Source organism: Sulfitobacter sp. 1A13353 (genome assembly GCF_043557255.1).
In the GTDB taxonomy this organism is placed as follows: domain Bacteria; phylum Pseudomonadota; class Alphaproteobacteria; order Rhodobacterales; family Rhodobacteraceae; genus Sulfitobacter; species Sulfitobacter faviae.
The window spans coordinates 219915-246909 of record NZ_JBIFFS010000006.1 but is presented as its reverse complement, the minus strand read 5'-3'; the positions used below and the strand labels follow the sequence as shown (position 1 = coordinate 246909).

Annotated in this window: 28 protein-coding genes and 1 other RNA gene; 11 read left to right on the top strand and 18 right to left on the bottom strand. The window is 61.7% G+C overall.

Annotation, left to right across the window (positions count from 1 at the left end):
- Window positions 1–23: 23 nt before the first annotated feature.
- From ACGYLO_RS15815 to ACGYLO_RS15780, 8 genes are all read right to left on the bottom strand, one after another.
- Window positions 24–1247, bottom strand: coding sequence for an aminotransferase class V-fold PLP-dependent enzyme (locus ACGYLO_RS15815; RefSeq protein ID WP_271687251.1), 1224 nt, complete (start codon window positions 1245–1247; stop codon window positions 24–26).
- Between the two features lie 98 nt (window positions 1248–1345).
- Window positions 1346–2983, bottom strand: a complete 1638-nt coding sequence (locus ACGYLO_RS15810; RefSeq protein WP_276154402.1) for a BCCT family transporter — start codon at window positions 2981–2983, stop codon at window positions 1346–1348.
- A gap of 177 nt (window positions 2984–3160) precedes the next feature.
- Entirely contained in the window at window positions 3161–3586 is a 426-nt protein-coding gene (locus ACGYLO_RS15805; protein WP_067266693.1) for an HIT family protein, read from the bottom strand.
- A gap of 67 nt (window positions 3587–3653) precedes the next feature.
- Window positions 3654–4640, bottom strand: a complete 987-nt coding sequence (gene acuI, locus ACGYLO_RS15800) for an acryloyl-CoA reductase (RefSeq protein WP_271687249.1) — start codon at window positions 4638–4640, stop codon at window positions 3654–3656.
- Window positions 4641–4676: 36 nt separating this feature from the next.
- Window positions 4677–5780: a dimethylsulfoniopropionate demethylase gene (locus tag ACGYLO_RS15795; protein ID WP_271687248.1), complete on the bottom strand. Its 1104-nt coding sequence runs from the start codon at window positions 5778–5780 to the stop codon at window positions 4677–4679.
- Complete coding sequence (locus ACGYLO_RS15790; protein ID WP_271687247.1) at window positions 5780–6280, bottom strand: DinB family protein; 501 nt, start codon at window positions 6278–6280, stop codon at window positions 5780–5782. Before ACGYLO_RS15790 ends, ACGYLO_RS15795 begins: the two co-directional genes overlap by 1 nt.
- The gene (locus tag ACGYLO_RS15785; protein WP_271687246.1) at window positions 6277–6909 is read right to left on the bottom strand and encodes a DUF1326 domain-containing protein; all 633 of its coding nucleotides are present in this window, start codon (window positions 6907–6909) and stop codon (window positions 6277–6279) included. Before ACGYLO_RS15785 ends, ACGYLO_RS15790 begins: the two co-directional genes overlap by 4 nt.
- A gap of 1 nt (window position 6910) precedes the next feature.
- A complete protein-coding gene (locus ACGYLO_RS15780; RefSeq protein WP_271687245.1) occupies window positions 6911–7699 on the bottom strand; it encodes a DUF2182 domain-containing protein in 789 nt (262 codons plus the stop codon).
- 77 nt (window positions 7700–7776) lie between these two features.
- Here ACGYLO_RS15780 and ACGYLO_RS15775 point away from each other — a divergent pair, with 77 nt between their 5' ends.
- From ACGYLO_RS15775 to ACGYLO_RS15740, 8 genes are all read left to right on the top strand, one after another.
- Window positions 7777–8529: a FadR/GntR family transcriptional regulator gene (locus tag ACGYLO_RS15775; protein ID WP_271687244.1), complete on the top strand. Its 753-nt coding sequence runs from the start codon at window positions 7777–7779 to the stop codon at window positions 8527–8529.
- A gap of 62 nt (window positions 8530–8591) precedes the next feature.
- Window positions 8592–8940: a transfer-messenger RNA gene (ssrA, locus tag ACGYLO_RS15770) on the top strand.
- 120 nt (window positions 8941–9060) lie between these two features.
- Window positions 9061–10305, top strand: a complete 1245-nt coding sequence (chrA, locus tag ACGYLO_RS15765; protein WP_271687243.1) for a chromate efflux transporter — start codon at window positions 9061–9063, stop codon at window positions 10303–10305.
- 73 nt (window positions 10306–10378) lie between these two features.
- Entirely contained in the window at window positions 10379–10858 is a 480-nt protein-coding gene (locus ACGYLO_RS15760) for an SspB family protein (protein ID WP_067266680.1), read from the top strand.
- A 95-nt stretch (window positions 10859–10953) separates the two neighbouring features.
- The gene (gene fumC / locus ACGYLO_RS15755; protein ID WP_271687242.1) at window positions 10954–12345 is read left to right on the top strand and encodes a class II fumarate hydratase; all 1392 of its coding nucleotides are present in this window, start codon (window positions 10954–10956) and stop codon (window positions 12343–12345) included.
- Entirely contained in the window at window positions 12342–12518 is a 177-nt protein-coding gene (locus ACGYLO_RS15750; protein WP_067266677.1) for a DUF4169 family protein, read from the top strand. Before fumC ends, ACGYLO_RS15750 begins: the two co-directional genes overlap by 4 nt.
- Window positions 12515–12748 carry a ribbon-helix-helix domain-containing protein gene (locus ACGYLO_RS15745; RefSeq protein ID WP_271687241.1) on the top strand — a complete coding sequence of 78 codons (234 nt, stop codon included), beginning with the start codon at window positions 12515–12517 and terminating at the stop codon, window positions 12746–12748. Before ACGYLO_RS15750 ends, ACGYLO_RS15745 begins: the two co-directional genes overlap by 4 nt.
- Window positions 12749–12757: 9 nt before the next feature.
- Window positions 12758–12985, top strand: coding sequence for an N-(5'-phosphoribosyl)anthranilate isomerase (locus ACGYLO_RS15740; protein ID WP_271687240.1), 228 nt, complete (start codon window positions 12758–12760; stop codon window positions 12983–12985).
- 48 nt (window positions 12986–13033) lie between these two features.
- Here the strand turns inward: ACGYLO_RS15740 and ACGYLO_RS15735 are convergent, their stop codons facing one another.
- From ACGYLO_RS15735 to ACGYLO_RS15720, 4 genes are all read right to left on the bottom strand, one after another.
- The gene (locus tag ACGYLO_RS15735; protein ID WP_271687239.1) at window positions 13034–13927 is read right to left on the bottom strand and encodes a fructose bisphosphate aldolase; all 894 of its coding nucleotides are present in this window, start codon (window positions 13925–13927) and stop codon (window positions 13034–13036) included.
- Between the two features lie 68 nt (window positions 13928–13995).
- A complete protein-coding gene (locus tag ACGYLO_RS15730; RefSeq protein ID WP_271687238.1) occupies window positions 13996–15348 on the bottom strand; it encodes a cytochrome P450 in 1353 nt (450 codons plus the stop codon).
- Window positions 15345–16574, bottom strand: coding sequence for a hypothetical protein (locus ACGYLO_RS15725; protein WP_271687237.1), 1230 nt, complete (start codon window positions 16572–16574; stop codon window positions 15345–15347). The genes ACGYLO_RS15730 and ACGYLO_RS15725 overlap by 4 nt, the downstream gene beginning before the upstream one ends.
- A gap of 53 nt (window positions 16575–16627) precedes the next feature.
- Complete coding sequence (locus ACGYLO_RS15720; protein ID WP_271687236.1) at window positions 16628–17380, bottom strand: cytochrome c biogenesis CcdA family protein; 753 nt, start codon at window positions 17378–17380, stop codon at window positions 16628–16630.
- A 91-nt stretch (window positions 17381–17471) separates the two neighbouring features.
- Between ACGYLO_RS15720 and ACGYLO_RS15715 the strand changes: the two genes are divergently transcribed.
- The gene (locus ACGYLO_RS15715; RefSeq protein ID WP_067266668.1) at window positions 17472–17699 is read left to right on the top strand and encodes a sulfurtransferase TusA family protein; all 228 of its coding nucleotides are present in this window, start codon (window positions 17472–17474) and stop codon (window positions 17697–17699) included.
- Between the two features lie 89 nt (window positions 17700–17788).
- Here the strand turns inward: ACGYLO_RS15715 and ACGYLO_RS15710 are convergent, their stop codons facing one another.
- Window positions 17789–20698 carry a ribonuclease E/G gene (locus ACGYLO_RS15710; RefSeq protein ID WP_271687235.1) on the bottom strand — a complete coding sequence of 970 codons (2910 nt, stop codon included), beginning with the start codon at window positions 20696–20698 and terminating at the stop codon, window positions 17789–17791.
- Window positions 20699–21246: 548 nt separating this feature from the next.
- Between ACGYLO_RS15710 and ACGYLO_RS15705 the strand changes: the two genes are divergently transcribed.
- Window positions 21247–21537 (top strand): hypothetical protein, encoded by a 291-nt coding sequence (locus ACGYLO_RS15705; protein WP_271687234.1) that lies wholly within the window; start codon window positions 21247–21249, stop codon window positions 21535–21537.
- A 23-nt stretch (window positions 21538–21560) separates the two neighbouring features.
- Here the strand turns inward: ACGYLO_RS15705 and ACGYLO_RS15700 are convergent, their stop codons facing one another.
- Genes ACGYLO_RS15700 through purC form a run of 5 tightly spaced genes read right to left on the bottom strand, consistent with a single transcriptional unit; the run spans window position 21561 to window position 26405 of the window.
- Entirely contained in the window at window positions 21561–22895 is a 1335-nt protein-coding gene (locus tag ACGYLO_RS15700) for a sigma-54 dependent transcriptional regulator (protein ID WP_067266663.1), read from the bottom strand.
- Window positions 22896–22899: 4 nt separating this feature from the next.
- The gene (locus tag ACGYLO_RS15695; RefSeq protein WP_067266661.1) at window positions 22900–24660 is read right to left on the bottom strand and encodes an ATP-binding protein; all 1761 of its coding nucleotides are present in this window, start codon (window positions 24658–24660) and stop codon (window positions 22900–22902) included.
- A gap of 36 nt (window positions 24661–24696) precedes the next feature.
- Window positions 24697–25365, bottom strand: coding sequence for a phosphoribosylformylglycinamidine synthase subunit PurQ (purQ, locus tag ACGYLO_RS15690; protein ID WP_271687233.1), 669 nt, complete (start codon window positions 25363–25365; stop codon window positions 24697–24699).
- The gene (purS, locus tag ACGYLO_RS15685) at window positions 25365–25595 is read right to left on the bottom strand and encodes a phosphoribosylformylglycinamidine synthase subunit PurS (RefSeq protein WP_067266658.1); all 231 of its coding nucleotides are present in this window, start codon (window positions 25593–25595) and stop codon (window positions 25365–25367) included. The genes purQ and purS overlap by 1 nt, the downstream gene beginning before the upstream one ends.
- 48 nt (window positions 25596–25643) lie before the next feature.
- Window positions 25644–26405 (bottom strand): phosphoribosylaminoimidazolesuccinocarboxamide synthase, encoded by a 762-nt coding sequence (gene purC / locus ACGYLO_RS15680; RefSeq protein WP_067266657.1) that lies wholly within the window; start codon window positions 26403–26405, stop codon window positions 25644–25646.
- A 167-nt stretch (window positions 26406–26572) separates the two neighbouring features.
- Between purC and ACGYLO_RS15675 the strand changes: the two genes are divergently transcribed.
- A complete protein-coding gene (locus tag ACGYLO_RS15675) occupies window positions 26573–26890 on the top strand; it encodes a DUF1476 domain-containing protein (protein ID WP_271687232.1) in 318 nt (105 codons plus the stop codon).
- Window positions 26891–26995 lie beyond the last annotated feature (105 nt).

Sequence of the window (26995 nt, the reverse complement as noted above, 5' to 3'; positions counted from 1 at the left end):
CGCCCCTGCGCCCGGGTCAAGGATCAGAGCAGATCATCCAGCGCGTTCAGCAGCTTGTCCATTTCATCCTGCGTCGTGTAATGGGTGAAACTGAGGCGGAGCACGCCTTTGGCCTCATCTACCCCCATCGCACCAAGCGCCCGGCCTGCGTAGAAGGTGCCACCCCCTGCCATGATGCCGCGCGCGGCTAGTGCCTGCGCCATCTCGCCCCCCGGTCGATCAAGCGCCAATGCCACCGTGGGCGCGCGGGTCGCCGCATCGGTGGGGCCGATGACCCGCACCGAGTTGCGCGCCGCCATGGCATCCAACAGCGGTTGCAGCAAAGCCGTCTCATGGGCGCGCATCGCGTCATGCACAGCAACACCGCGCGCCGTGGCCCCGGCAGTGCCGCCGATATGGTGGGCGTGGAAAGCATCGATATAATCCGCCATGCCCGCGCTGGCTGCGATCTGCGCGTGATCCGGCCCGGCGGGGGTGAAACGTTTGTAAAGCACGTCCCCGTTGAAGTGATGCGCTTGGTTCGGCAGCAGTTCGGTGAGCGCCCGGCGGATGACCATAACACCCTGATGTGGCCCGAAGGTCTTGTAAGCCGAAAAGAGGTAGATATCTGGCCCCAACACCCCGACATCGGCAAAGCCATGCGGCGCATAGGAGACGCCATCGACGCAGACGAAAGCACCGGCGGCATGGGCCAGCGCCGTGATCTCGGTCACCGGGTTGATCTCGCCCACCACGTTTGAGCAATGCGGGAAGCAGACCAGCCGGACATTCTCGTCCAAGAGGTCTTCGAGCTTTGCCGGATCGAGATGCCCGGTGTCAGGGTCGATCTGCCATTCGCGGATCTCGATCCCCCGCTCGGCCAGCCGGCGCCACGGGCCGGTATTGGCCTCATGGTCCTGATTGGTCACGACGATCGCCTCACCGGGCTGCATCATCTGGCCGAAAGCCTGCGCCAGCACATAGGTGTTCTGCGTGGTGGAGGGGCCAAAGCTCAGCTCCTCCGGCGTCACGTCAAGGATCGCGGCCATGCGGGTGCGGGCTTCGTCCATCTCCTCCCCACCAAGGCGGCTGGCCTCATAGGCGCCGTAGGGCTGCACCTTTCGCTGGGTGTAGAAGCGATGCAGCCGGTCGATGACTTGGCGGCAGGTGTAAGACCCACCGGCGTTTTCAAAGAAAGCCTGCCCCTGAAGGCTCGGCTCGGCGAAGGCGGGAAATTGGGCGCGGACCCATTCGGAATCAATATGCATGGCGCGAAGGTTGACCGCAGCGCGGCCAAGGTCAAGCGCCCAAACAAAACGGCGACCCCGAAGGGCCGCCGTCATCCGTTTTACAAAGGCTGTGCAGGTTAGCGGATTTTACGCTCGTCCTGCAGACCGCGGAAGATGCAGAAGCACATGAAGAGCAGCAGCAGCGTGAACAGCAAACCGGTGGAAATCACCATGGATTGCAGCGCCGCGAGGCCCCCGCCGATCAACAGCGCGATGGCCACGGCACCCTCGAAGATGCACCAGAACACCCGCTGCGGCACCGGCGCATCGACCTTGCCGCCTGCGGTGATCGTGTCGATCACAAGCGACCCGGAGTCGGACGAGGTGACGAAGAACACCACCACCAGCACGATGCCGATGAAGGAAGTGATCGAAGCCAGCGGCAGCGCGTCGAGCATTTTGAACAGCTGCAACGGCAGGGCCGCATCTTGGGCCGAGGTGTAGCCGTCGTTCAGCACCTGATGGATCGCGGTGCCACCAAAGATCGACATCCAGAGCACGCAGACCAGCGAGGGGATCAGCAGCACGCAGATCACGAATTCCCGCACGGTACGACCCCGGCTGACGCGGGCGATGAACATGCCGACGAAGGGTGACCAGCTGATCCACCATGCCCAGTAGAAGGCCGTCCAGCCCTGCGAGAAGTTCACGTCTTCACGGCCAAACGGGTTCGCCAGTGCGGGCAGGTATTCGATATAGGCCACCAGCGAGTCCCAGAAGAAGGACAGCAAGAAGATCGTCGGCCCCACAAAGAGCGTGAAGAGCGCCAGCAAGGCGGCCAGCCCCATGTTAATCTCACTCAGCACCTTCACACCGCCATCAAGGCCGCGCAGAACCGAGACCAGCGCCACGGCGGTGATCAAGGAAATCAGCACGACTTCGGAGGTGGTGCCGGTTGGGATGCCGAACAATTCGTTTAGACCCGCGTTCGCCTGCGTGGCCCCCAGACCGAGCGACGTGGCCAGACCAAAGAGCGTGGCGAAAACCGCGATGGTGTCGATGATATGCCCGGGCCAGCCCCAAACACGTTCGCCCAGAACCGGGTAAAAGGCCGAGCGGATCGTCAGCGGCAGACCCTTGTTATAGGTAAACAACGCCAGCGCCAGCGCGACGATGGCGTAGATCGCCCAAGGGTGCAGACCCCAGTGATAGATCGTCGCCGCCATGCCAAGGCGCAGCGAACCAGCCTCGTCACCCGTGGCGGCACCCAAGGGGGCCCAGTCGGTGCGCAAGCCGTTCTCTGTCGTGATCTCGCCCATGGAGGTGGAGAAGTGAGTCAAAGGCTCGGACACGCCGTAGAACATCAGGCCAATGCCCATGCCCGCCGCGAAAAGCATCGCGAACCAGCCCAGATAGGTATAATCCGCTACCGCTTCATTGCCGCCAAGGCGGACACTGCCAAAGGGCGTGACGATCAGCAAAAGTGCAAAGATCACCACCAAGTCGGCAGAGCCGATCAGGAACCAGTCGAAGTTCTTCGTGGTAAAGTTGAACATGGCCGAGAAGATCGCGGCGGCCTGTTCCGGCAATGCGATGGTGTAGAACACGAAGACCACGACCGCGATCCCCGAGATTAGAAAGACCGGGTTGTGAATGTCCAGCCCGAACGGCCCGATCTGCCGTTCGATATTGTCCTGACCGATCTCATAATCGGTATCGATCACATCCGCCTTGCCCTCAGGCTCGGGGATGCCGTGCGAATTGGTATCGCTCATAATCTGTTCCCTCTTTGATGACAGATTACCGCGCAAAACGCGGCGTTCTGTTTTTCTCATCCGTGCGCAACAGGATAGAGGCTTGCGACCATTGGGCAAGCCATTGCGGCCAAGCCCCCTTGGAAACTTGGCTAAAACGACCGTTTCGGTATCTGCTGCGACGTAAGTTTGGGGGGACTACCCTGTCCCGAGCGCGGCTGCAATCGCATCGGCCTGTTCGCGAATCCGGTCCATGTCGCCTTGGACACCGGGCGGGCGCAGCTTGTCGCCCTCATGCCGCGGCAGGATGTGGTAATGGAGGTGAAAGACCTCTTGCCCGCCCGCAGCCTCGTTAAACTGCTGCACCGTGATGCCATCGGCGCCAAAAGCGCGTAGGCAGGCATTGGCGACTTTCTGAACCGTCGCCAGACAATCCGCCAATTGTGCGGGGCTGGCGTCGAGCATGTTGCGGCAGGGCGACTTGGGGATCACCAGACAATGCCCTTCGGCGCGGGGCATGATGTCCATAAAGCAATAGGTCTTGTCGTCCTCATAGACCTTAAAGCTGGGGATCTCTTTGCGCAGAATCTTGGCAAAGATATTGTCGTCGTCGTAGCTGGCCATCATGCTCTCCTTCTGGCGATCGGGGCGGCGCGGACCATTAACCACACCGCCCCGCGCCGAGGCAATATCAAGCGTTTACGTCCACGACCACCCGGCCCTTGACCTGCCCTTTGAGGATGTCGGCCCCGAGTTGGGGCAAATCGCTGAGACCCGCGGGTTGAACCATCGCCTCCAGCTTGTCCATCGGCAGGTCTTTCGCCACCCGCTCCCATGCGCGCAGACGGTTGTCATAGGGCTGCATGACGCTGTCGATGCCCAAGAGGTTCACGCCGCGCAGCAGGAAGGGGATCACCGTGGCAGGCAGGGCCGCACCGCCCGCAAGGCCCACGGCCGCCACGCTCGCCCCGTACTCCATCTGGCCCAGCACGCGGGCCAGCATCGCGCCGCCCACGGCATCGACGCATCCGCCCCATGTCTCGCCCTCAAGGGGGCGTTTGACCGTCTCGTTGATCTCGTCCCGCGCGACGATCCGGGCCGCGCCGAGGCTCTTGAGGTAATCCTCGGTCTCGGGCCGTCCGGTGACCGCCGCCACTTCATAGCCGAGGTTGGCAAGGATCGCCGTGGCGACGGAGCCGACGCCCCCCGCAGCACCCGTGACCAGAACCGGGCCTTTCTTGATGCCGTGATCCTCAAGCGCCATGACGGCCAGCATCGCGGTGAAACCTGCCGTGCCCACGGCCATCGCTTGACGCGTGTCCAACCCTTCGGGCAGCGGCACCAGCCAATCGGCCTTGACCCGCGCCTTTTGCGCATAGCCGCCCCAATGCGCCTCGCCCACGCGCCAACCGGTCAACACCACCTTGTCGCCGGGCTTGTAACGGTCGTCATTCGAGGTCTCGACCGTGCCGGCGAAATCGATGCCCGGCACATGCGGATAGTTGCGGACCAAGCCACCACCCGGCCCGATGCAGAGCCCGTCTTTGTAGTTCACGGTGGAATATTCGACCGCGACCGTCACCTCGGCCTCAGGCAGTTGGTCTTCGGTGATCTGGGTGACCTCGGCCTGGGTCTTGCCTTCGTCATCCTTGTTTACAATCAGCGCATTAAAGCTCATCTTTCATCTCCTTTTCAGGTTTCAATCGACCGGGCCTCAGGCCCAGAAACTTTCACGTACGGTCACGTCACGCGCGCCATCGGGGGTGTGCGCCCGCAAGCGCGTGCCCGGGTCCCAATGGGTCATCCGCACCATTCCGATGGCGACATTCACGCCAAAGTCAGGGGACCAAACCGCCGAGGTCACCTGCCCCACGCGTTTGTCGCCCGCCATCAAGGACCAGACACGATCACAAAGCGGCACCGGATCGCCCGCGATCTCTAGGGGACGTATCTGTTGCACCGGCCCCTCTTTCGCCACCCGCAGCAGCGCGTCTCTGCCGATACAGCCCATCGCCGCCTGCGTGTCGCAGAGCTTGCCAAGACCGCATTCGTGGGGCGTGTTGTCGTCGGTCATGTCATTGCCATAGCTCAACAATCCGCCCTCGATCCGCTCAATCAGGTTCGGACAGCCCGCCCGCACATCCAGATCGCGTCCCGCCCCGAAAAGGGCCTCCCAAAGTGGCATCGCGATGTCGGCCCCTTCGGTATAAATCTCAAAGCCGCCCTGTTTGGAGTAGCCGGAGCGCGCGACATTCATGGCGCGGCCTTGAAACTGGAACTCTCCGAAGCGGAAGAACTTCACCTCCCGCACCGCCGCGCCAAAGACGCGTTCCATTAGATCTTCGGCCTTCGGCCCCTGCACCGCCAGCAGGTTCACATCCGGTTCATCGACCAAAACATCAAGATGATAACCGTTGCATATCCCCTTGGCCCACAACAATAAATCGCTATCGGCGATGGAAATCCACCAACGATCCTCGGCCAGTTTCACCGCCACAGGATCATTGAGCATACCACCCGTCTCATCCACGATTGGCACATAGACACAGCGGCCCGGCGCCACATTGCGCAGATCACGGGGCGTCAGCATCTGCATCAGTCGGGAAGCATCGGGCCCGCGCAGTTCAACCTGTCTTTCGCAAGCCACGTCCCAGACTTGCACGGCTTTCTTCAAGTGGTGATAATCCGCCTCGGTGCTCTCAAATACGGTGGGCAGCAGCATCCGGTTGTAGACCGTATAGGCTTTCACACCCGCCGCCTCGACCCCGGCAGAGAATGGCGTGCGCCTGATCCGGCGCGAGGGAGAGAGTTCGGCCATCAGCCCTCCTCCGGCATAAAGATGAAATCGGTTACCGGCGCGTCACATCCTGCGTTGGTGAGCATGGCGTGCACTTGGCCGCGGTGGTGGGTTTGGTGGTTGAAGAAATGCACCACACATCCCGCCATTGGCTTGGAAACATCGCGCTGCAAGATACCGGAATGCCACGTTAAATCCCCATCCAGCCTTGACTGCTCCAGCCCCGACGCCCACTCAGAAATGGCATGATCGCATTGCCCTCGCGCCAAAACCCAGGCGTCACCGGAGCGGCAAAGCTCGGTGTCTTTGCCTTCCGGTTTTGGCGCGGCAGGCTCGAACCGCGACAGCCAGAGTTGATCGCACCACAGAAGATGGTTCAGCGTGCCGAGGATGGAGCCGAAGAACGCCCCGCGATCCTGCGTTAACGATGCTTCATCCAAAGTCTGAACGACATTTGACAACTGTCTGTTTTGCCAAGCATTATAGCGCGCCATCTCCTTGGCATAGGCGGGGGTGATCACCGCGCCCCCTGCCAATCAATCGCGCAGACCTCAGCCGATTTACCGCCGAAATCCCAGACCCGGCCATAGTCGCGGACCTTGGATTTTACGCCACGCGCAGCCACGATATTCGGGCCCATCCAGTATTTCGAATTGGTGATCGTCACAGGCTCTCCCGGTTCGGCCCCGGCCAGCATCTCGATCTCGCCGTTGATCTTTCGGCCAATGTTGATGACCCGGCGGTTGCCGTCGCGAATGATTTCGACCGGGGCGCGTTCGGCGCCGATGATCTCGCTTACCAACATGGTGAACAGCCCCGTGGTGCCACCCGCAGCGCCTGAGAAGATTTGCAGCAACCCGTCATAGGCCGCCTCGCTCGCGCGGTCGTCCACATAGGCGGCGACCTTCCAATTTCCCTCGCCCATGCGGCCCGGAATGTCGACCAACAGCCCGACGTTCAGACCGGCCAAGTCCTCCCCCTCGAAATGGCCCTCGTCGATCACGATGCCCATCCATGCATGGCAGTGGCCTTCGGTCGGCAGATGCGCGCCAAGGCTGACCACGCAGGGGCAGAAGACATCGCAAGAGCAGTTCAGGAAAAGCTCGCCCTTGATCGCCCAATTGGCGGGTGTCATCTCTCTGTTTGGCATACTATCCTCCTGTGATCATGGGCCAACCCGCCACGGCTCCTGCGCCGAGGATCAGGGCGAAACCCATTGGTTTTGTTACGTAATGCCCGATCTGGGGCAGTTTTTCGATGACCATGAAAAGCGTGGCCAGCCCCATCCAAGCAAGGTTCATGACCCCGCCGGCAAAGCCCAGAAGCATAAAGCCCCAGCAGCAGCCCGTACAAAAGGCGCCGAGGCCCAGCCCCATGCGAAAACCGCCCGCGGCGCCGGGGCGCCAATGGCCCATGAAATACATCATCGGAGAGTGGCAGACGCCGTGGCAAATCTCCTTGGCGCGGGTAAATTGGAAGAGGCCCACAGCCAAGAGCAGCGCCGCCGCCGTCCAACGCGATTTGGCGATGCCGAGCATGTCGATGACGCCGCCGTGCAGCAGCAACAGTTGCAAACCCGCGATCCCCGCTGCGAAGATCAGCCAGACTGCGAGGTAGCCTGCAAGCACCGCCAGCCAACCCGCGCGCGTGCCATTGGCCGAAGTCATGAGGTCTTCGTAAGCGCGTAGCGTCGGCACCATGGTCGGGACCATCATCGCCGCCATCATCGCGCCCCACATCACGAACAGTGGAAAGAAACGCGCCATGGGCATATACATATCCATGCCCGGATCCATCTGCCGCATGCGTTCGCCCATGGCTCCGGGGCGGCCCAGCAGATCGAGATCCATCTGCATCGCCATGCTGTACATCATCCACCAAGCGGCGAGAATTAGGGCGAAAAACCCCAGCCATAGTGTTGATCGTACCATCCCGGTCATCGCCGCCCTCCCCTGCGTGCTCTTGTAGATTTAATGTCAGACAATTAAAGTCCTCGCAAACACTAATTGTAAGACATATGAAAATTGACCCAACCAACCCCGCCGATCTATCGGCCCAGATCGCCACGGCCATCCGCGACGCCATCATCGGCGGGCATCTGATCGTCGACCAGCGCCTGCCCTCCGAGGCGGAGCTGGCCGAGCAGTTCGAGGTTTCCCGCCCCACGGTGCGCGAGGCGCTCAAGCGGCTGGCCGCGCAATCGCTGATCCGCACGCAGCGCGGGGCCACGGGGGGGGCTTTCGTCAACCGGCTGAGCTTTCCGGACGCCTATGCGCAGCAGATCACCACATCGACCCTGCTGCTGTCGATGAATGCGGTGAGTTTTGAGACCGCTTGCGAGGCACGCTTCGCCTTGGAACGCGCCTGCGCCCCGCTATCGGCAGAACGGCGGACGGCGGACCACCTTGCCACCATGCGCGCGGAGATTCACCGGCAGGCGCAGCCGGGACTGACGGATGAGGCCTTTTGCGCCTCCGACGTGGCATTTCACCGGGCGCTGGTCGATGGTGCGGGCAATCCGGTCCTGAGTTATCAACTTGCAGGCGCGGTTGAGGCGATGCAGCCCCTGATGAATATGATCACCTTCACCGCGCGGGATCGCGCACGGATCGTGGCTCTGCATCAAGAGATCGCGGATGCGGTAGAGGCCCATGACGGCAGGGCGGTGACGGCAGGGCTGACCGCGCTGGAGGCCGAGACGCAACAGCTTGCCCAAAGCGTTTTCGCCGCGCGTGCGGCGCGGAATGCCGAAGTTGCGGGCAGACGCTAGGTTGGGCCATATAAACAACGCGATACGCGCTTGTCTTGACGTGAAAAATTCACCGCATCGCACCCCTTGCAATTGACCCATGGCAGCCCTACTTTAATCCTGTCCTTCGGGACTATGGACATAAACGCGCTCGTAATAAGCGGTTCGGACCCGGGGGCGGTACCCGGCGGCTCCACCAAACATCCTTCATTTGGGGATCATGGGGCCGAAATAGGATCGACGAACGTCTAAAGGGGTTGCTTTGTCTCGGTGAGATACCACCGTTATCGGTTCAAACTGTACAATTGCAAATGACAATCGTGCTCCAGTTGCGATGGCCGCGTAAGCGGTTTCAGCGACTGAAATCTTAAGTCCTTAGGCCTTGCAGCTTAAGGCGGGGTTCGCAGGTACCTGGCAACAGAAACCTGCACTTTTCCCTTCCGTTTCATACCCGTTAGACGGCGCTCTTGCATTAACTTGACCGCGCTTTCCTCTGGCCCTATCCGTGACGCAGCGAAGCTGTGGTGGCTTTGATGACGCAGGATGGCCCCGATGACCCCACCTAGTTGGCCCGATATGTTTCGCGTGTTTGGCCGGATCGGGTTGATGTCCTTCGGCGGCCCCGCAGCCCAAATCGCCGTGATGCACCGCGAGCTGGTCGAGCATCGCCCGTGGTTGAGCGAGCAGACCTACCTGCGGGCCCTTTCGCTCTGTATGCTGTTGCCCGGACCGGAGGCGATGCAGCTGGCGACCTATGCAGGCTGGCGCCTGCGCGGTGTCGCGGGCGGGCTGTTGGGGGGGCTGCTTTTCGTCGTGCCGGGAGCTGTATTCATCGCGGCACTCGCGCTCCTTTATGCGTGGTATGGGCAGATGCCCTTGGTGCAAACGGCCTTTCTGGGCATCAAGGCCGCTGTCATTATCGTGGTATTCCAAGCGCTTCTGAAAGTTTCTTCAAAGGCGCTTCACGGGCGTCTCGGCTGGGCGCTGGCCTTTGGGTCTTTCATCGCGCTCTTCGTGCTGGGCCTGCCGTTTCCGCTGATCATTCTGGTGGCCGGGGCCATTGGGATGCTGACCCGAAGCCCGACGCCCGAGACCGAAGCCGCCGACCTGCCGCCGGCGCATAGCCTGCGCACCCTGCTTATCTGGGGTGGTCTCTGGGCCGCGCCGCTTCTGTTCCTTGCCTTCATCGGCGACGACTTTCTGCTGCAACTGGGGCTGTTCTTTTCCAAACTGGCCGTGGTGACCTTCGGCGGGGCCTATGCGGTGCTGGCCTATATGACCCAGACCGTGGTGCAGGATTTCGGCTGGATCGAGACCGATCAGATGATCGACGCGCTTGGCTTGGCTGAGACGACGCCGGGCCCGCTGATCCTTGTGACGCAATTCGTCGGGATGTTGGCGGGATTTGCGCAAAGCGGCCCCGCGGGGGCGATGGCTGCCGGGCTGCTGGCGCTTTGGGTCACTTTCACGCCCTGTTTTCTGTGGATTTTCCTTGCTGGCCCGTATCTTGAGGCGCTCTCTGAACAGCCGCGCATCGCAGGCGCACTGCGGGCGATCACGGCGGCTGTCGTGGGTGTCATCGCCAATCTCTCGGTCTGGTTTGCGCTGCATGTGCTGTTTGACCGGGTGGGCGCTGATGGCCCGCTCGCCCTGCCCCTGCCCGTTTGGGACAGTTTCAACCCCATGGCCGCCGCGCTCACCCTCTTGGCGGCCGTGCTGATGCTGGCGCTCAAGCGTGGTTTTGTCGTCACGATGGTTCTGCTCGCCACGCTGGCGCTGATCCTTCAAGCGATTTAGCGCGGGACCCCCTTTCACTCGCCCCTGAATGGGGTATGCTTACCCCTGCCCAACGCCCGGACCGGAGAGAAGAATGAGCCGCAGCATTGATTACGGCAACCTGATGCACGAAGCCATGCGGGGCCTGATCCGCAGGGTCTTGCAAGACGTATCGGACAAGGGACTGCCGGGGAATCACCATTTCTTCATCACCTTCGACACCTCGCATCCGGATGCGGAATTGGCCGATTGGCTGTCCGACCGCTATCCAGATGAGATGACCGTCGTGATGCAGCACTGGTACGACGGCCTCGATGTGGGTGAAGACGGTTTCGCCATCACGTTGAACTTCGGCGATGCGCCGGAGCCGCTTTATATTCCTTACGACGCGATCCGCACCTTCGTGGACCCTTCGGTTGAGTTCGGCCTGCGGTTCGAACAGCAAGAAACCGAAGAGGAAGACGTGGCGGAGGATGAGGCCACGCTCGACCAGACGGATGAGGCAGAGCTGGAAGTCGCGGAAGAGCCGGTCAAAGATGCCGAGATCGTCTCGCTCGATTCCTTTCGGAAGTAGCGGCGGAATGGCCGTTAGCGCCATCCCCGCATTGCGCAGCGCGTAAGGCGCAGGTACACCGCTGGACAACGATAAGTCACAGCAGGAGCCGCAGAATGGCCGATACCCGCACCGAAACCGACAGCTTTGGTCCGCTTGAAGTCCCCGCCGATAAATACTGGGGCGCGCAGACGCAGCGTTCGATCATGAACTTCCCGATCGGCTGGGAAAAGCAGCCCATCGCCATCGTGCGCGCGCTCGGCGTGATCAAGAAAGCCTGCGCGCAGGCGAATGTCGCGCAGGGCTCGCTGGACGAGGAACGCGGTAAGGCAATCATTCAGGCCGCTGGCGAAGTGTTCGAGGGCAAGTTCGACGATAACTTCCCGCTGGTGGTCTGGCAGACCGGTTCCGGCACCCAGTCGAACATGAACGCCAATGAGGTCATCGCCAACCGCGCGATCGAACTCATGGGCGGCACCATCGGCTCCAAGGACCCGGTGCACCCCAACGATCATTGCAACATGGGCCAGTCTTCGAACGACACTTTCCCCACCGCCATGCATATTGCTACCGCGATGACGGCGCGTGACGTGCTGCTGCCGGGGCTGGAGAAGCTGCACGGTGCATTGGAGAAGAAGGTCGAGGAATTCGACGGCATCATCAAAATCGGCCGCACCCATACGCAGGACGCGACACCGCTGACGCTGTCTCAGGAATTCTCGGGCTATACCCATCAGGTCGCCATGGGCATCGCCCGCGTGCGCGATGCGCTTGGCCGTATCTATGAGCTGGCACAGGGTGGCACCGCCGTCGGCACCGGGCTGAACACCAAACAAGGCTGGGCGGAGACTGTGGCGCATAACATGGCCGAGATCACCGGGTTGCCCTTCGTCACAGCCCCCAACAAATTCGAAGCACTTGCCGCCCATGACGCGATGGTCGAGATTTCCGGCGCGCTGAAGACCGTGTCGGCTTCGCTGTTCAAAATTGCCAATGACATCCGACTTCTGGGCTCCGGCCCGCGCTGCGGTCTGGGCGAATTGATCCTGCCCGAGAACGAGCCCGGCTCTTCGATCATGCCGGGCAAGGTGAACCCAACGCAATGCGAGGCGCTGACGCAGGTCTGCGCCCATGTTATGGGCAATGATGCCGCCGTGGGTTTCGCCGGGTCGCAGGGGCATTTCGAGCTTAACGTCTACAAGCCGATGATGGCCTATAACGTGCTGCAATCTATGCAGCTTTTGGGCGATGCAGCTTCGGCCTTTACCGACAATCTGGTGGATGGCCTCAAGGCTGACGCGGACCGGATCGAAAAGCTCATGCGCGAGTCGCTGATGCTGGTCACCGCGCTGGCCCCCGAGATCGGTTATGACAACGCCACCAAGGTCGCAAAGACCGCGCATAAGAACGGCACCACCCTGAAGGAAGAGGCGATCGCCTTGGGCTTCGTCGATGCCGAGACATTCGAGCGTGTGGTGCGCCCCGAGAACATGATCGGCCCGAAATGAGCCAGCCCATCAACCTGAACAAGGCGAGAAAGGCACGCGATCTTGCGGCCCGCCGCGCTCAGGCGGATGAGAATGCGCTGCGCTTTGGCCGCAGCAAGGCCGAGAAGGAGGCGGCGCGCAAAAGCGCCGCCCAAGCCAAGGCCACGCTCGACGCGCATAAGCGCGAGACATGAGCGCAAGGCCCCGCAAACATTCGGTGACCCTAAGGGGCCACCGGACATCGATCTCCCTCGAAGACGAATTCTGGGCTGAGTTCCGCGCCATCGCCGCCGCACGGGGCATGCCGATCAACGCGTTGGTGGCCGAGATTGACGCCGCCCGTGGGCTGGACATCGGGCTGGCCGGGGCGATCCGCTTGTTTGTGCTGCGGTCGTTAAAGGAACGTTTACCAAAAGCGGATTAGCGTCCGGCCATGACTTTGGCCTCTCCCCTTTCGCCACAGGCGTGGCTCCACAGCCTCTTTGCCTCGCGCGCCGCGATCAGCGGTCAGGTGATCCGGCGCAAAGCGCGGGATATCGAGAAATTCGTCGGACGCCGGGCATTCGAAGCGGAATTGAAGCGCCGTGGGTATCAAGCGGTGGAAAACGCCGGACAGGTCATCATATTTTGCCATCGTGAACCCATCCGGCGGATCGTGTAGCCGTTTTCTTTAAAAGAAAACGGCTTCGGAATTTTCAAAAAATTCCGTTTAGCAAATCGAGGCTTGGTAGATTTTCTCGATGTTCTGCCCAAGCGCCGTGTTGAACTCGGCGTCCGTCATCTTGACGTTCAGCCTTTCGGTCAAAGCGCGGGAGAAGCTGGCGATCATGGTCCGGTTCTTGCCCAGCCGTTCGCAGGCTTCCGCCGTGGAATAGCCACCCGACAGCGCCACGACGCGCAGCACATTGGCATGCTCGGCAAGATCGTCATAGAGACCGGCCTTTTCGGGGATCGTCAGTTTCAGCATCACCATCTCACCTTCGGGCAGCGCCTTCAGGTGCTTCTCGATCTCACCGTGCAGAATTTCTTCGGCCTCGGCCTTGCTCTCGGAGTTGATGTTCACCTCGGGCTCGATGATCGGCACGAGACCGGCGGCACAGACCTGTTTGGCCAGTTCGAACTGCTGCGCCACCACGGCGGCGATGCCGTTTTCATTGGCCTCATGAATGACAGAGCGTTCCTTGGTGCCGAAGATGCCGTGTTTCACGGCACGGGCCAGCAGGTCGTCGATCTCCATGATCGGCTTCATCATCTGCACGCCGTTATTGGTCTCTTCCAGACCCTTGTCGATCTTCAGGAAAGGCACCACGCCGCGGTCTTCCCAGAGCAGCTGCGCGACCGGCTTGCCGTTGATCGTGTCATCCATCGTGCGCTCGAAAAGGATCGCGCCAATCACTTTTTCAGAGGTGAAATCATCGGCCAAGATGATCCGCGCCCGCATGTCATGGACGGCTTTGAACATCTCTTCGTCGCCGTTGTAGTCCGACGGTTCCACGCCATAGAGGCTCAGCGCCTTGGGGGTGGAGCCACCCGATTGATCAAGCGCCGCGATGAAGCCCTTGCCGCTGTCCATTTGCTCAAGTTGCGCCTTGTCGTAGCCCATGTCACCCAGGTCCTATTTTGATTCCGTTCGCTGCGTTTCTAATTGAAACGCAAAGCCGATGATAGCAGCTAGCGTCTTGATAGCGCTAACCAAATGCCCTTATCTGAACGGACGGTCAAATGTGCGACAGGCACTGGCACGCGGCCCGGTTGGGCCGTCACGCGGAAGTCGCGCAGGATGCGCGACAGGATCAGCGGCCCCTCGACCATGGCAAAGCCCGCCCCCGTGCAGACCCGCGGCCCGGCGGAGAATGGGATGAAAGCGTCGCGCTGGCACTGTTTGCCATTCTCGGTCTGCCAGCGGGTCGGGTCAAAGCCGTCGGGGTTCTCCCAAAGCCGTTCGTGGCGGTGCAGATGCCACGGGCTGAGCACCAGTTGCGCGCCCTGTTTCACCTGTCGGTCACGGAAGTGTTCGGGGCAGCGGTTCTCGCGCACCATCATCGGCACGGGCGGGTAAAGGCGCAGCGTTTCGCGAAAAACATCGCGGCTGAGCTTTAGTTTCGACACCACCGCGAAATCGCAGGTCTCAAGCGCCTGCGCCTCTTCCGCCAGTCGCTCTTGCCACGCGGGATGGGTGGCCATCAAGTATAGCGCCCAAGCGAGGGCCGAGGCGCTGGTCTCATGCCCTGCAAGAAAGAAGATCGCGACCTGATCGACCATCTCTTGGGTGTCGAAGCGCTCTCCGGTTTCGGGATCTGCTTGGGTCATGATCTTGGTGGCAAGATCATCGGGCGCGGTGCCCGCCTCGATCTGCGCGATGCGCGCGCGGGTAAGATCGGTGATCAGCGCCCTGATCCGCGCCGCACTGGCCCGCGTGTCGCGGCGAAACAGGCGCGGCATCCAGCGCGGCAGCGGCAAAAGCGCCCCGAGGTTCAGGATCGGCTGGCTGCGCTGGTAATTGCGAAACTCGTCAAAAACGGCGCGGGCGACCTCATGTTCGATCGGCAGCGAAAACAGCGTGCGAAAGATCACATCGGCGGCGGCGTGGCTTGTCTCAGCCTCGATCTCGACCACCTCACCCGCCTTGGGCTCCAGCCTTGCCGCAGCCGCCTCTGCCGCGTCCCACATGGCTGGAAAGGTCTCGCGCAGCCGCCCGCCCTCGAAGGCTGGGTCGATGATGCGGCGCTGGCGTTTCCATGTCTCGCCATTGGTCAGAAAGACTGAGTTGCCCAAGAGGGGCCGCAGCCCCTCGCCGATACGGTCGGATTTGGGGAAATCCTCGGGCCGGTCCTTCAACACGGTTTTCACCAGTTCGGGCTGGTTCATCAGGTAGCTGCGAAAGAAGGGCGTTTTGAACTCAGCCATCCATGCCCGATAGAGCCGCGCGGGCTGGGCCGAGAGGATGTCGGCGCGGAACAGTTTGGCATAGCGCCAGAGCGACACGCGGTCGGGCCGCGCGGGGGGGTTGGGCGGATGGCTCATGCGGCGACAGAGGTGTATTTGCTGACCGCGTGGTCGATCCGGGATTTCGACGCGGGCCGCCCGTCATAGCGCGTGGCGAGTGTCTGGGGCCCGGCAGTGATCTGGAAATAATCGTAGTCGCGTGGCCGGTCAAAGGCGCAAAGATACTGGAAATGCAGCCGGAAGAAACGCCAGCGCAGCGCCTTCCAACGCGCGGGACTAAGCGTTTGCGTGAAGGCGGCGGAGAAGACCAGCGGCCAGCGTTTCCCCTCGGGGGCCACGCCGGACACCGACACCGGATCGCAAAGCGCAAAGGCGCAGCCATCGCCCGGGGCGGTGACATCGACCCAAGCCAATTCATCTCGCGCCGAGAGATAGCGCAGATCGCCGCGCAACCGCTCGGCCCGGGGCAGGAAAGACACCATTGGCACCACCTGCCCCAGCGTGAGGAAACCCAGAGCAGGCCCGCCTTCGGCCACCCTGCCCGACCGGATCAGATCGGCCAGCACAGAAACCCCCAGATGCGCGCCCGAGGAATGGCCGATGACCAAGACCTCGTCGACATCATCGGTCAGCGCGGCGGCGATGGCATCGCCAAAGGTGGCCATACGGGCCTCAAGCTGCGGCGGATTCGCGCCCTTGGTGGCGGCGGAATAGGCGTAATCATGCATGAGGTAATAGGCGAAAAACTTGCCGTCCTTCTTTTTGAACCAGCGCAGCAGGGCAATGCCCAACCCCATGCCCAGTGCCGCGAAGGCGAGCCGCGCGGCCCAATGATCGCTGAGCATGCCGAGAAGGCCATAGCTCAACAGGCCAAGCGCCACCGCCAGCAGCGCCTGCGCGATCAACATGCCAACGGGGTAGAGTGCGGCGATCACCGGCCCCCTGCGCAGCCGCATGAGCCGCCAAAGCGCGCCCGATCCGATGTAGACCCAAGCCGTGCGCAGCAATTGCCAATAGGTCGCCGGGATCGAACTGCTCATGCTTTCGCGCACGATGTCGGACCAGACCAGAACCTCGACCTGCGCGCTCACCCGCTGCCCGTCGATCTCAGCATCCACCTGCCAGCCGTAATTGCCGCGGCCCGCCTTCGGCTTCAGACCGATCTCATAGCCCGAGATCGCCGCCTGCGCGGCGCCTTCCTTGCGGTACAGCTCGCGGTAGCGGCGCGGGTGAATCGGATCGTAGCCGGGGATGTAGAACACCCGGCGCGTTTTCACCGTCTTTCCCTGCGCTTTGCTTACCATGCCCGCCCTCTTCTTCGGCAGAGTCTAGCCGTAATTCGGGGCGAGAATAAGGCTTAACCCACGGTTGCGAGGATCGGGAAGGTTTCGAGCAGCCAGAAGGAGAAGGCGGTGAAGGCACCGGTCAGCAAAGCCAGCCCGACGAGCACAAGAAGCCCCCCCATGATCCGCTCAATCAGCTTCATATGCGGTTTGATCCGGTTCATCAGCGTCATGGCGCGGGTGATGAACATCGCGGCCAGCAGGAACGGAATCCCCAGCCCTGCCGCATAGACGCCCAGCAAAAGCGTACCGCGAGAGACGGAAGCCTCGCTTGCCGCGAGCGACAGGATCGCGCCAAGCTGCGGGCCGATACAGGGCGTCCAGCCAAAGGCGAAAGCCAGCCCCAGAACATAGGCACCAAAGCTGGAGCCGCCTTTATCGCCCGCGTCCAACCGTGCCTCCTGGTCCAGAAAGGGAATGCGGAAAAGGCCGATGAAATGCAGGCCAAAGACAATGATCACCACGCCGGAAATCTTAGCGAAAAGCGCCTGATTCTGGAGAAAGAACATCCCAAAGGCCGAGGCGGTGAAGCCCAAGAGCACGAAAACGGTGCTTAGCCCCAGCACGAAGAACAGCGCCGCCACCACCGCCCGCCGCCGCGCGCTGGATTGGCTCGACATGTCATTGATCGACACGCCCCCCATATAGGCCAGATAGGGCGGCACGATGGGCAGCACGCAGGGCGACAGGAAGCTGAAAATCCCGGCGACAAGGGCGATGGTCATGGCCGGCAGGATCCCGGCGTCGAGGAGGCTTATTTCAAACATGACCGACTCCTAGACCGACATGGCCCCGGCGTCACCTGTCATATTGTCACAAGATCGTGGACCTCGGGACCGGCTTGGCTTAACTGATCTTATGAAGATCGAAAAACTGGATGCCACGGGGCTTCTCTGCCCCCTGCCCGTGCTGAAGGCACGCAAACGACTGGCCGCGCTGGCGCCGGGCGATCAGCTTCACATGACGGCGGATGACCCCGCCGCGGTGATCGACGTGCCGCATTTTTGTGCCGAGGCGGGCCATCAGCTGACTGAAACCCGGACCGAGGGCGCGGCAGAGCTTTACATCATCACCAAGGGCGGCTGAGCGGGCGCGGTCGCGCCGTCTTTCTTACCCTATTGCCAAACTGAAAACGGCGGGCTCTCAAGCCCGCCGTTTCCGTTATCTAGAGCGCTTTAGCTGCCCAGCGACCACCAGCCGCGCCGTTTGGGCTTGGGCTTTTCAGTGGGCTGCTCTTCGACCTTTTCCGCGACCGGCTCGGGAGCGGTTTCGGCAGCGGGTGCCTCGGCCTCGACCGGCTGCGGCGCGGCGGCGGGCTGCGGCTCAGGTTGAGGCGCTTCCGCGACAGGCGTCGCCGTCTCAGGTGACGGGGCCGCGATGGGCGCTTCACTCGGCAGGGCTTCGGCCATTGCATCGGGCGTGGCTTCGGCGACCGGCTCGACCGGCTTGGCCTTGGCCCGGCTGCGGCGCTTGGGCTTCGGCGCGGCTGCGGCCTCTTCCTCACTTGCCACGGCGTCTGCGCTCACGGTCTCTTCCGCCGCTTCGGCTGCGGGTTTCTTGGTCCGACGGCTGCGCTTGGCCTTGGGCTTGGGGGCCTCCTCCCCTTCGGCCTCGGCGCTGACTTTCGGCGCTTCGCCTTCTGCGGCGGCAAGGGCTTCGGGCGCGGGTTCCGCTTCGGGAGCGATTTCGGCCTTGGGCTTGCGCGAGCGGCTGCGGGATTTCGGCTTGGGCTTCTCCTCGGCAGCAGGCGCGGCATCCGCTTCGGCTTGCGGGGCTTCCGCCTCTACCGGCGCGGTTTTCTCGCCCTCGTCCGATTTCGCCTCGTCCTGCTGCTGAGCACCGTTTTGATCCTCTGCACCGTTCTGCTGATCGCCATTGCCATTGCGGCCACGGCCACCCCGGCTGCGGCGACGGCGGCGGCGGCGCTTGGATTTGCCCTCGCCCTCTTCACCATTGCCATTGCCGTTCCCGTTGTCGGAGGGGCTGGCGTCCTGTGCGGCGGGGGCCTCTTCGGCCTCGGCGGCGCTCTCATCCTCATCGATCTGATCCATTAGGGAAGTATCGACCGAGACGACGTGATCCGAGACGGGCGGCACGGTGCGGGTGGCCGTCTTGAACTTCTCGATGTGGAAGTCAGGGCTCACCAACGACGGATCGCCTTCGATCCGCACGGACATGCCATAGCGCATTTCGATATGGGCGATATGCTCGCGCTTTTGGTTCATCAGGAAGTTGGCGATGCCCACGGGCGCCCGCACCAATACCTCGCGGGAGCGGCGGCGGGTGCCCTCTTCTTCGATCTGACGGATGATCGACAGGGCGAGGTTGTCGTCCGAGCGCACGAGGCCGGTGCCGTGGCAGGCGTGGCAAGGCTGGGTTGTCGCCTCGATCATGCCGGGGCGCAGGCGCTGGCGCGACATTTCCATCAGGCCAAAGCCCGAGATGCGGCCCACTTGAATCCGCGCGCGGTCGGTCTTGAGCCGGTCCTTCATGCGCTTTTCGACGGCGGCGTTGTTCTTGCGCTCGTCCATGTCGATGAAGTCGATCACGATGAGCCCGGCAAGGTCACGCAGACGCAGCTGGCGTGCGACCTCATCGGCGGCTTCAAGGTTGGTCTTGAGCGCGGTCTGCTCGATCGAGCCTTCCTTGGTGGCCCGGCCGGAGTTCACGTCGATCGCCACCAGCGCTTCGGTCACGCCGATCACGATATAGCCGCCCGAGGGCAGTTGCACCGTGGGGTTGAACATGCCCGAGAGGTAGCTTTCCACCTGATAGCGGGCGAAGAGCGGCAGGCTCTCGTTGTAGAGCTTCACGTTCTTGGCGTGGGACGGCATGATCATCTTCATGAAGTCCTTGGCGATGCGGTAGCCACGCTCGCCCTCGACGTGAATCTCGTCGATCTCGCGGTTGTAGAGGTCGCGGATCGAGCGTTTGATCAGGTCGCCTTCTTCGTAGATTTTGGCAGGCGCGATGGACTTCAGCGTCAGCTCGCGGATCTGCTCCCAGAGACGCTGGAGGTATTCGTAATCGCGCTTGATCTCGGCCTTTGTGCGTTTCGCCCCGGCTGTGCGCACGATGAGGCCGGCACCTTTCGGCACCTCAATCTCGGTCGCGATCTCTTTCAGCTTCTTGCGGTCGGCGGCATTGGTGATCTTGCGGCTGATGCCGCCCCCACGGGCCGTGTTGGGCATTAGCACGCAGTAACGACCGGCGAGGCTGAGGTAGGTGGTCAGCGCCGCACCCTTATTGCCGCGCTCTTCCTTGACGACCTGCACCAGCAGGATCTGGCGGACCTTGATGACTTCTTGAATCTTGTAGCGGCGCGGGCGCGGTTTGCGCACGGGGCGGATGTCTTCGCTGTCGTCCTCATCGGCGACGGATTCGATGGAATCGTCCTTCGCCGTGGCATCGCTGCCATTGTCGTCTTCGCCATCGGCGTCCTCACCGTCGGCCTGCGCGTCATCCTTGGCGTCGGCATCCTCGGCCTTTGCCGCGTCATCCGCCTTGGCGGGGGCCGCGTCCTCGGCCTTGGCGACATCGCCCTCCGCCGCATCATTCTCGGGCTCTTCGACCGGCGTCTCCCCGACCCGCTCCATGGGCGAGCTGCCCTCTTCAATGTCGAGATCGACGGTTTCCATGCCCGCGATCTGATCGCTGTTGTCCTCGGCGACCTCGGCGGTGGCTACGGCATCATCGCTGTTGGTCTCGGCCGCTTGGCTTTTCGACCGGCTGCGCGACCGCGAGCGCGTCCGCTTAGGTTTTTCTTCCTCGTCATCCTTGGCGGCCTGCGCTTCGGCATAGGCGCGCTCTTCTTCCAGCAGCGCCTGACGGTCGGCCACGGGAATCTGGTAATAATCGGGGTGAATTTCCGAGAAAGCGAGGAAACCGTGACGGTTGCCGCCATAGTCGACAAAGGCCGCCTGAAGCGACGGTTCGACCCGTGTAACCTTGGCTAGATAGATATTGCCAGCAAGCTGGCGTTTATTTTCCGATTCAAAATCGAATTCTTCGACCTTGTTTCCGTCCACAACCACGACCCGAGTTTCCTCGGCGTGGGTGGCATCGATAAGCATTTTCTTAGACATAGATCCATTATGCACAGCACCCGCGCACAAAAGGCCCCTGGCGGGGCTTCGGGCTGGGAGGTGTGACTTGTCAGGGCGATGGAGGACGCGGCAACAGCAGGGCCACGAATGGCCCCCATCTGTCTGCTCTGAGCATCTGCGCGCGTCATCGCGGTTCTTCTCCGATGCGAGGGCTCTGCGGCCTCTCCCATCCATTAATTAGCTGTGCTTCGGTCGGGCTAACCCTCGCGAATATCAGCGGTTCTTCGGCCGTTTCCGGCCCAATCGGTCTGCTGGCCCCCCGGTGTCGGGCTGGCACGGCAGCGAAACTGTCAAAAGTCACCCCACGCCGGTCGGGCGTTACGGGACTTATCCGGCTAGTTAAGGGCTTTACGGGGTGAAACACAATGGTCAATCGAATGAGCAACAGTCAAATGCGCTTTATCCCCGGTCGGTTGACAAGGCGCATGGGCTTGGAAACATTCAGACTGTCGCGGCGGCTGTCGCCGGGCGACACCATAGAATTGCCTTGCCGCCGATGCGGCCCAGAGTTTCAAAGGACCGCTTTCATGCCTAAATTTCTGCGCCCCGCGCTTTGCCTGACCCTTCTGGGCCTCACCGCCTGTGATGAGATCGCCGTGGCCGACGACCCCGCAGCGCTGGCGGAATTGCGCGGGCAGAAAAGCTGTATCTCTGCGGTGGCCCAGCAAACCGAAGCGGCGGGGGTTGCGATTAACACCACCCGTCCGGTCGTTGAGCTTTACCGCCATATCATAGATGTGCCCGGCGCGGCGAGCTGGTCTTGCATCACCGATCCGAATGGCAAAGCGGTCGAGATCGCAGAGCAGCGCAACGGTTAAGCCGCGCTGCTTGTGGGGCGCGGTCAGAGGTAATCTGACCGCTGCAACCCGTATTTCGCCATCTTCTCGTTCAACGTCCGGCGCGGCAGGCAGAGCTCGTCCATCACGCTGGCGATCGAGCCCTTGTGGCGGCGCATGGTGTTGTCGATCAACATACGCTCAAAGGCTTCGACATATTCCTTCAGCGGCTTGCCCTCGGTGGTCATCACCGGCTGCATTTCGTCATGGTCACTCATCAACAGCGAGGCAATGGTGCCCGAGCCGCGGCGCGATTGCAGTACGGCGCGTTCGGCCACGTTGATGAGTTGACGCACGTTGCCGGGCCAAGGCGCCTGCAACAGTTGTGCCGCCTCTTGCGCGCTGACCTGAGGCGCCTCGCAACCGTATTCATCCGCGAATTGATCGCTCAACCGAGTAAAGAGCGTCAAAATATCTTCGCCCCGTTGGCGCAGCGGGGGCACGGTGATGCGCAGGGCCGCCAGACGATAAAACAGGTCCGAGCGCAGCGCGTCTTCCGACGTGCGCCCTGCCTCTTGCAAATTCGAGATGGCGACAATCCGCGTCTCCGCCGGGGTGCCTTGCTCGTTGATCGCGCTCAGCAGCCGGGCTTGGAGTTGCTCAGACAGCGCTTCGATATCCTCCAAGACCAGCGTGCCGCCACGGGCTTCTTCGATAGCAGGCAGTTGCGCGTCTTCGGGCTGCATCGGGCCGAAAAGCCGTTTGGCCAGCGCTTCTTCCTCCAAGGCACCGCAGGAGACGAGCACGAATTTCTTGCCCGCCCGCGAGCCTACGGCGTGCAGCGCATGGGCGACCAAAGTCTTGCCCGTCCCGGTCTCCCCGTCGATCAGCACATGCCCATCGGCCTGCCCCAGATCGAGAATATCCTCGCGCAGGCGCTCCATCACCGGGGATTGGCCGATCAGCTTTTTCATCAACTGGCCGCCGTCGGACAGTTCACGCCGCAGCGCGCGGTTGTCCATGACCAGCCGCCGCGCGTTGGTGGCTTTCTTGGCCAACTCGCTCATCCGGTCGGGGTTGAAGGGCTTTTCGAGGAAATCGAACGCGCCCACCCGCATCGCCTCAACCGCCATCGGCACATCGCCATGGCCGGTGATCATGATGACCGGCAGGGCCGAGTCGCTACCCATCAGCTTTTTCAGAAATTGCATCCCGTCCATGCCCGGCATCTTGATGTCGGAAATGACGATGCCCGGGTAATCCGGCCCCAATGTCTTGAGCGCGTCCTCGGCGCTGCCGAAAGTTTCCGTGTCATAGCCCGAAAGGGCCAGCCACTGGCTGATCGACTGCCGCATGTCCTGTTCGTCATCTACAATCGCGATTTTCATTGCCTGAGCCATGCGTTCACTCCGCCGCTTCTATCTTCGTTTCATCTGCCAATATGGGCAGCTGCATTTCAAATACAGCGCCACCGTTCTGTCCGTTGCGCGCCGTCAGCCTCCCGCCGAGGTCGTTGACGATCCCCGATGAAATAGCAAGACCCAGCCCAACGCCATCGCCGGGCTGTTTGGTCGTGTAGAAAGGTTCGAACAGCGCGTCCAAGTCTTCGATCCCCGGGCCATTGTCGCGCACGGTCAATGTCGCCGTCTCCCCCGCTGATAGTATAATGTCCACCTGAGGGTTTCGTTCCGATTTTGTTGCGTCTAATGCGTTTCTTAACAGGTTTACCATAACTTGTTCGATCCGCATACGGTCTCCCATCACCATGACGGGATTATCGGGTAGAATACGGCTGATCTGGACCTGTCGCTGGCGCAATTGCGGCTCCATCATCGACAGGGACGATGCCAGCGCCGCGCCCATGTCGACCGGAGAGAAAGCCTCCTGCCCCTTGCGGGCATAGGATTTCAGCTGCCGGGTGATCGCACCCATCCGTTCGATCAGATCGTCGATCCGCCCAAAGGACGACAGCGCCTCATCCTGCCGGTTGCGGTTGAGCAACAACCGCGCGCCCGCCAAATAGGTCTTCATCGCGGCAAGCGGTTGGTTCAACTCATGACTGACGGCGGCGGACATCTCGCCCAAGGCGGCGAGTTTCGATGACTGTTCAAGCGTTTGTTCGGCCACGGCAAGGGTCTGTTGCACGCGCTTTCGTTCGGCAATCTCACGTTGCAGGGCAAGGTTCAGCGCCCTGAGTTTTGCCGATTCCCGTTGGAAGATCGCCAGCCTTCCGGCCGTGCGGCGGCTGAGGAAGTAGAACGCCAAGGCCAGCAGGATCGCAAAGCCCATCACCTCAAGCGCCAGCACCCCGTTCACCTTTTCGCGCACGGAAGCATAGGTGGTGTAGCTGCTCATCCGCCAGCCCCGGAACGGAATCCGGTTTTCCAGACGCATCACCGCTTCGCCCTGCAAATAGGCATCGGGCGGCAGCGCGGTCCAATCGGTGGTGGCTTGGATGGCGCGCTCAATGGCGCTTTGCGGCGTGTGGTTGGCCAAGGCTTCGGGTTCGGTCAGGCCACGCCAGCGCGGCTCGGTGGCGAGGATGATCTGCCCGGTGCTGTCCATGACAATCACCGCATCGGAAATCCCGGCCCATGCGCGTTCGAACTTCTGCAAGTCGACCTCGACCGCGATCACGCCAAGGGTCGTGCCGCCCGACTGCATGCGCCGCGAATAGAGGAAACGATAGCCGCCCTGCTCCCGCTCAATCGTCGAAAAGATCGTCGCGTTGGAGCGGATGGCGTCCACGAAATAGGGCTCGGATTTATGCGCAGAGCCCAAACGGTTGCGGTCGGTCGCCGCAACGGTACGCCCGTCGATGTCATAAAGCATCAAAGAGGCCGCGCCAATCTCTTCCACGAAGGAGATAAGCCGCTGCGTCGATAGGGAATAATCCGCCGTTTGTAGCGCCCCGATCAAGGTTGGGTCGCGGGCCAAAAGCTGCGGGACGATGGCATTCTGGCGCAGTTCCGCCAACAGGTTGCCGCTATAAAGCGCGATGCGCAGTTCGGCGCGGTTGCGGGTGCTTTCGGTAAAACGGTCGGTCAGCAGTTTGTTGGTGATCGAAATGGTCACCACGGCGAGGATCATAAGCGCCGCGATGGCGAACCGCACCCGCCAGGATACGGCCATGCTATTGCCTTCGGAACCGGATGTATCACTCATCGCGGCAACCTACGCGCTCCGCGCGCCGCACTCAAGTCAGGCGGTTTGCAAAGCACCGGTCAATGCGCGGAAGAGCGCCGCCCCATCCGTATTGCCATGCGCCGCTTCCGCCGCCCGCTCAGGATGCGGCATCATGCCCAGCACCCGGCGGTTTTCCGACAGGATGCCCGCGATGTCATCGCGCGCGCCATTCGGATTCTCGGCATAGCTAAAGGCCACGCGATCTTCGCCGCGCAGTTTCGCAATCGTCTCGTCATCCGCGAAATAGTTGCCGTCGTGGTGGGCGATCGGAATGTCGATGACCTGACCGGCAGTGTAGCCGCTGGTGTAATCGCTCGCCGTAGTCTCGACCTTGAGACCCACGGTCTTGCAGATGTATTTCAATCCCGCGTTCCGCAGCAGCGCGCCCGGCAGCAGGCCGGTTTCGGTCAGCACCTGAAAACCGTTGCAGATGCCCATCACATAGCCGCCACGCTCCGCATGGGCGGCCACTGTGCGGCAGATCGGCGAATTCGCGGCGATGGCCCCGCAGCGCAGGTAGTCGCCATAGGAGAACCCGCCGGGGATCCCCACGATATCAACGCCTTGCGGCAGTTCGCTGTCCTTGTGCCAGACCATGGAGACCTTGGCACCCGCGGCTTTGAAAGCCACGGCAAGGTCGCGGTCGCAATTGGACCCGGGAAAGACAACCACCGCTGCGTGCATCAGGCCAGCTCCACCGAATAGGATTCGATCACCGTATTGGCCAAGAGCTTTTCGCACATGGCGTTCACATCAGCCTCGGAGGTGCCTTCGGCGAGGTCAAGTTCGATCACCTTGCCCTGACGCACACCGTTCACCCCGTCAAAGCCCAAGGCTCCGAGCGCGTGGCGAACCGCTTCGCCCTGAGGGTCGAGCACCCCGTTCTTCAGCATCACATGCACCCGTGCTTTCATGGCGCGACACCCCTTTGTAACATCTGCAAATTGAACGGCGAAGCCGCGTTAGTTGATCAGCGTCGGCTTGGTCACCGGCGCGTTGTTCTTGGGCATGACGCCAAGGCGTTTGGCCACTTCGGTATAGGCATCGGTGAGCGACCCCAGATCGCGGCGGAACACGTCTTTATCGAGCTTCTGGCCCGTTTCGATGTCCCACAGGCGGCAGCTGTCAGGGCTGATCTCATCGGCGACGATCAGACGCTGGAAATCACCGTCGTAAACGCGGCCAATCTCGATCTTGAAGTCCACCAGCTTGATGCCGACGGCCATCATAACGCCCGACATGAAGTCATTGACCCGCAACGCAAGGCTCAGGATATCGTCCATATCTTGCTGGCTGGCCCAGCCGAATGCGGCGATATGCTCTTCTGTCACAAGCGGATCGCCGAGCGAGTCGTCCTTGTAGCAATACTCGACAATCGGGCGCGGCAATTGCGTGCCCTCTTCGATGCCAAGGCGCTTGGACATGGAACCGGCGGCGTAGTTGCGCACGATCACTTCCAGCGGAATGATCTCAACCTGCCGCACAAGCTGTTCGCGCATGTTCAGGCGTTTGATGAAATGCGTCGGCACGCCGATGCTGTTCAGGCCAGTCATAAAGAACTCGGACAGGCGGTTGTTCAACACGCCCTTGCCTTCGATCGTGGCTTTCTTCTCGGCGTTAAAGGCCGTGGCATCGTCTTTGAAATATTGAACGATCGTACCGGGCTCGGGACCTTCATAGAGGATCTTTGCCTTGCCTTCGTAGATCTTGTTGCGCCGGGCCATGGGCATCCTTTCCAACAGGGGGCCGGGAACATCCCCGCCGCTTGCGCTTCTCTTAGTGCAAGCACCCCGCTGCTGCAAGCATGGCCCGCCACCTTTGCCCCGCCACTTGCGAGAACGGACCTGCGTTCGCATATCGAAAGGGTAACCGCAGCAATCGGAGACCCGCCATGAGCAACTTTGACGACCGTGCAAATGCCTTTGAAAGCAAGTTCGCCCACGACGCGGACATGCAATTCCGCGCCGAGGCGCGGCGCAACAAGCTTCTGGGTCTCTGGGCTGCTGAACTTTTGGGCAAATCCGGCAGCGATGCCGAGGACTATGCCAAAGAGGTCGTGAAATCCGATTTCGAAGAGGCGGGCGACGAAGACGTTTATCGCAAAGTCTCGGGCGATCTGGGCGACCGCGCGGATGAGGCGACGATCCGCGGCGAGATGCAAAGTCTGATGGCCGAGGCCAAGGCGCAATTGCTGAGCGAAACAAGCTGACACCCTGCGCCCCGGTCTTGGCACCGGGGCGCAGCCTTCCCGCCTGCCCTCATAATGAAGATGAATATTATGAGATTGCCCCCAAGTGGCCCGCGTGACATCAGG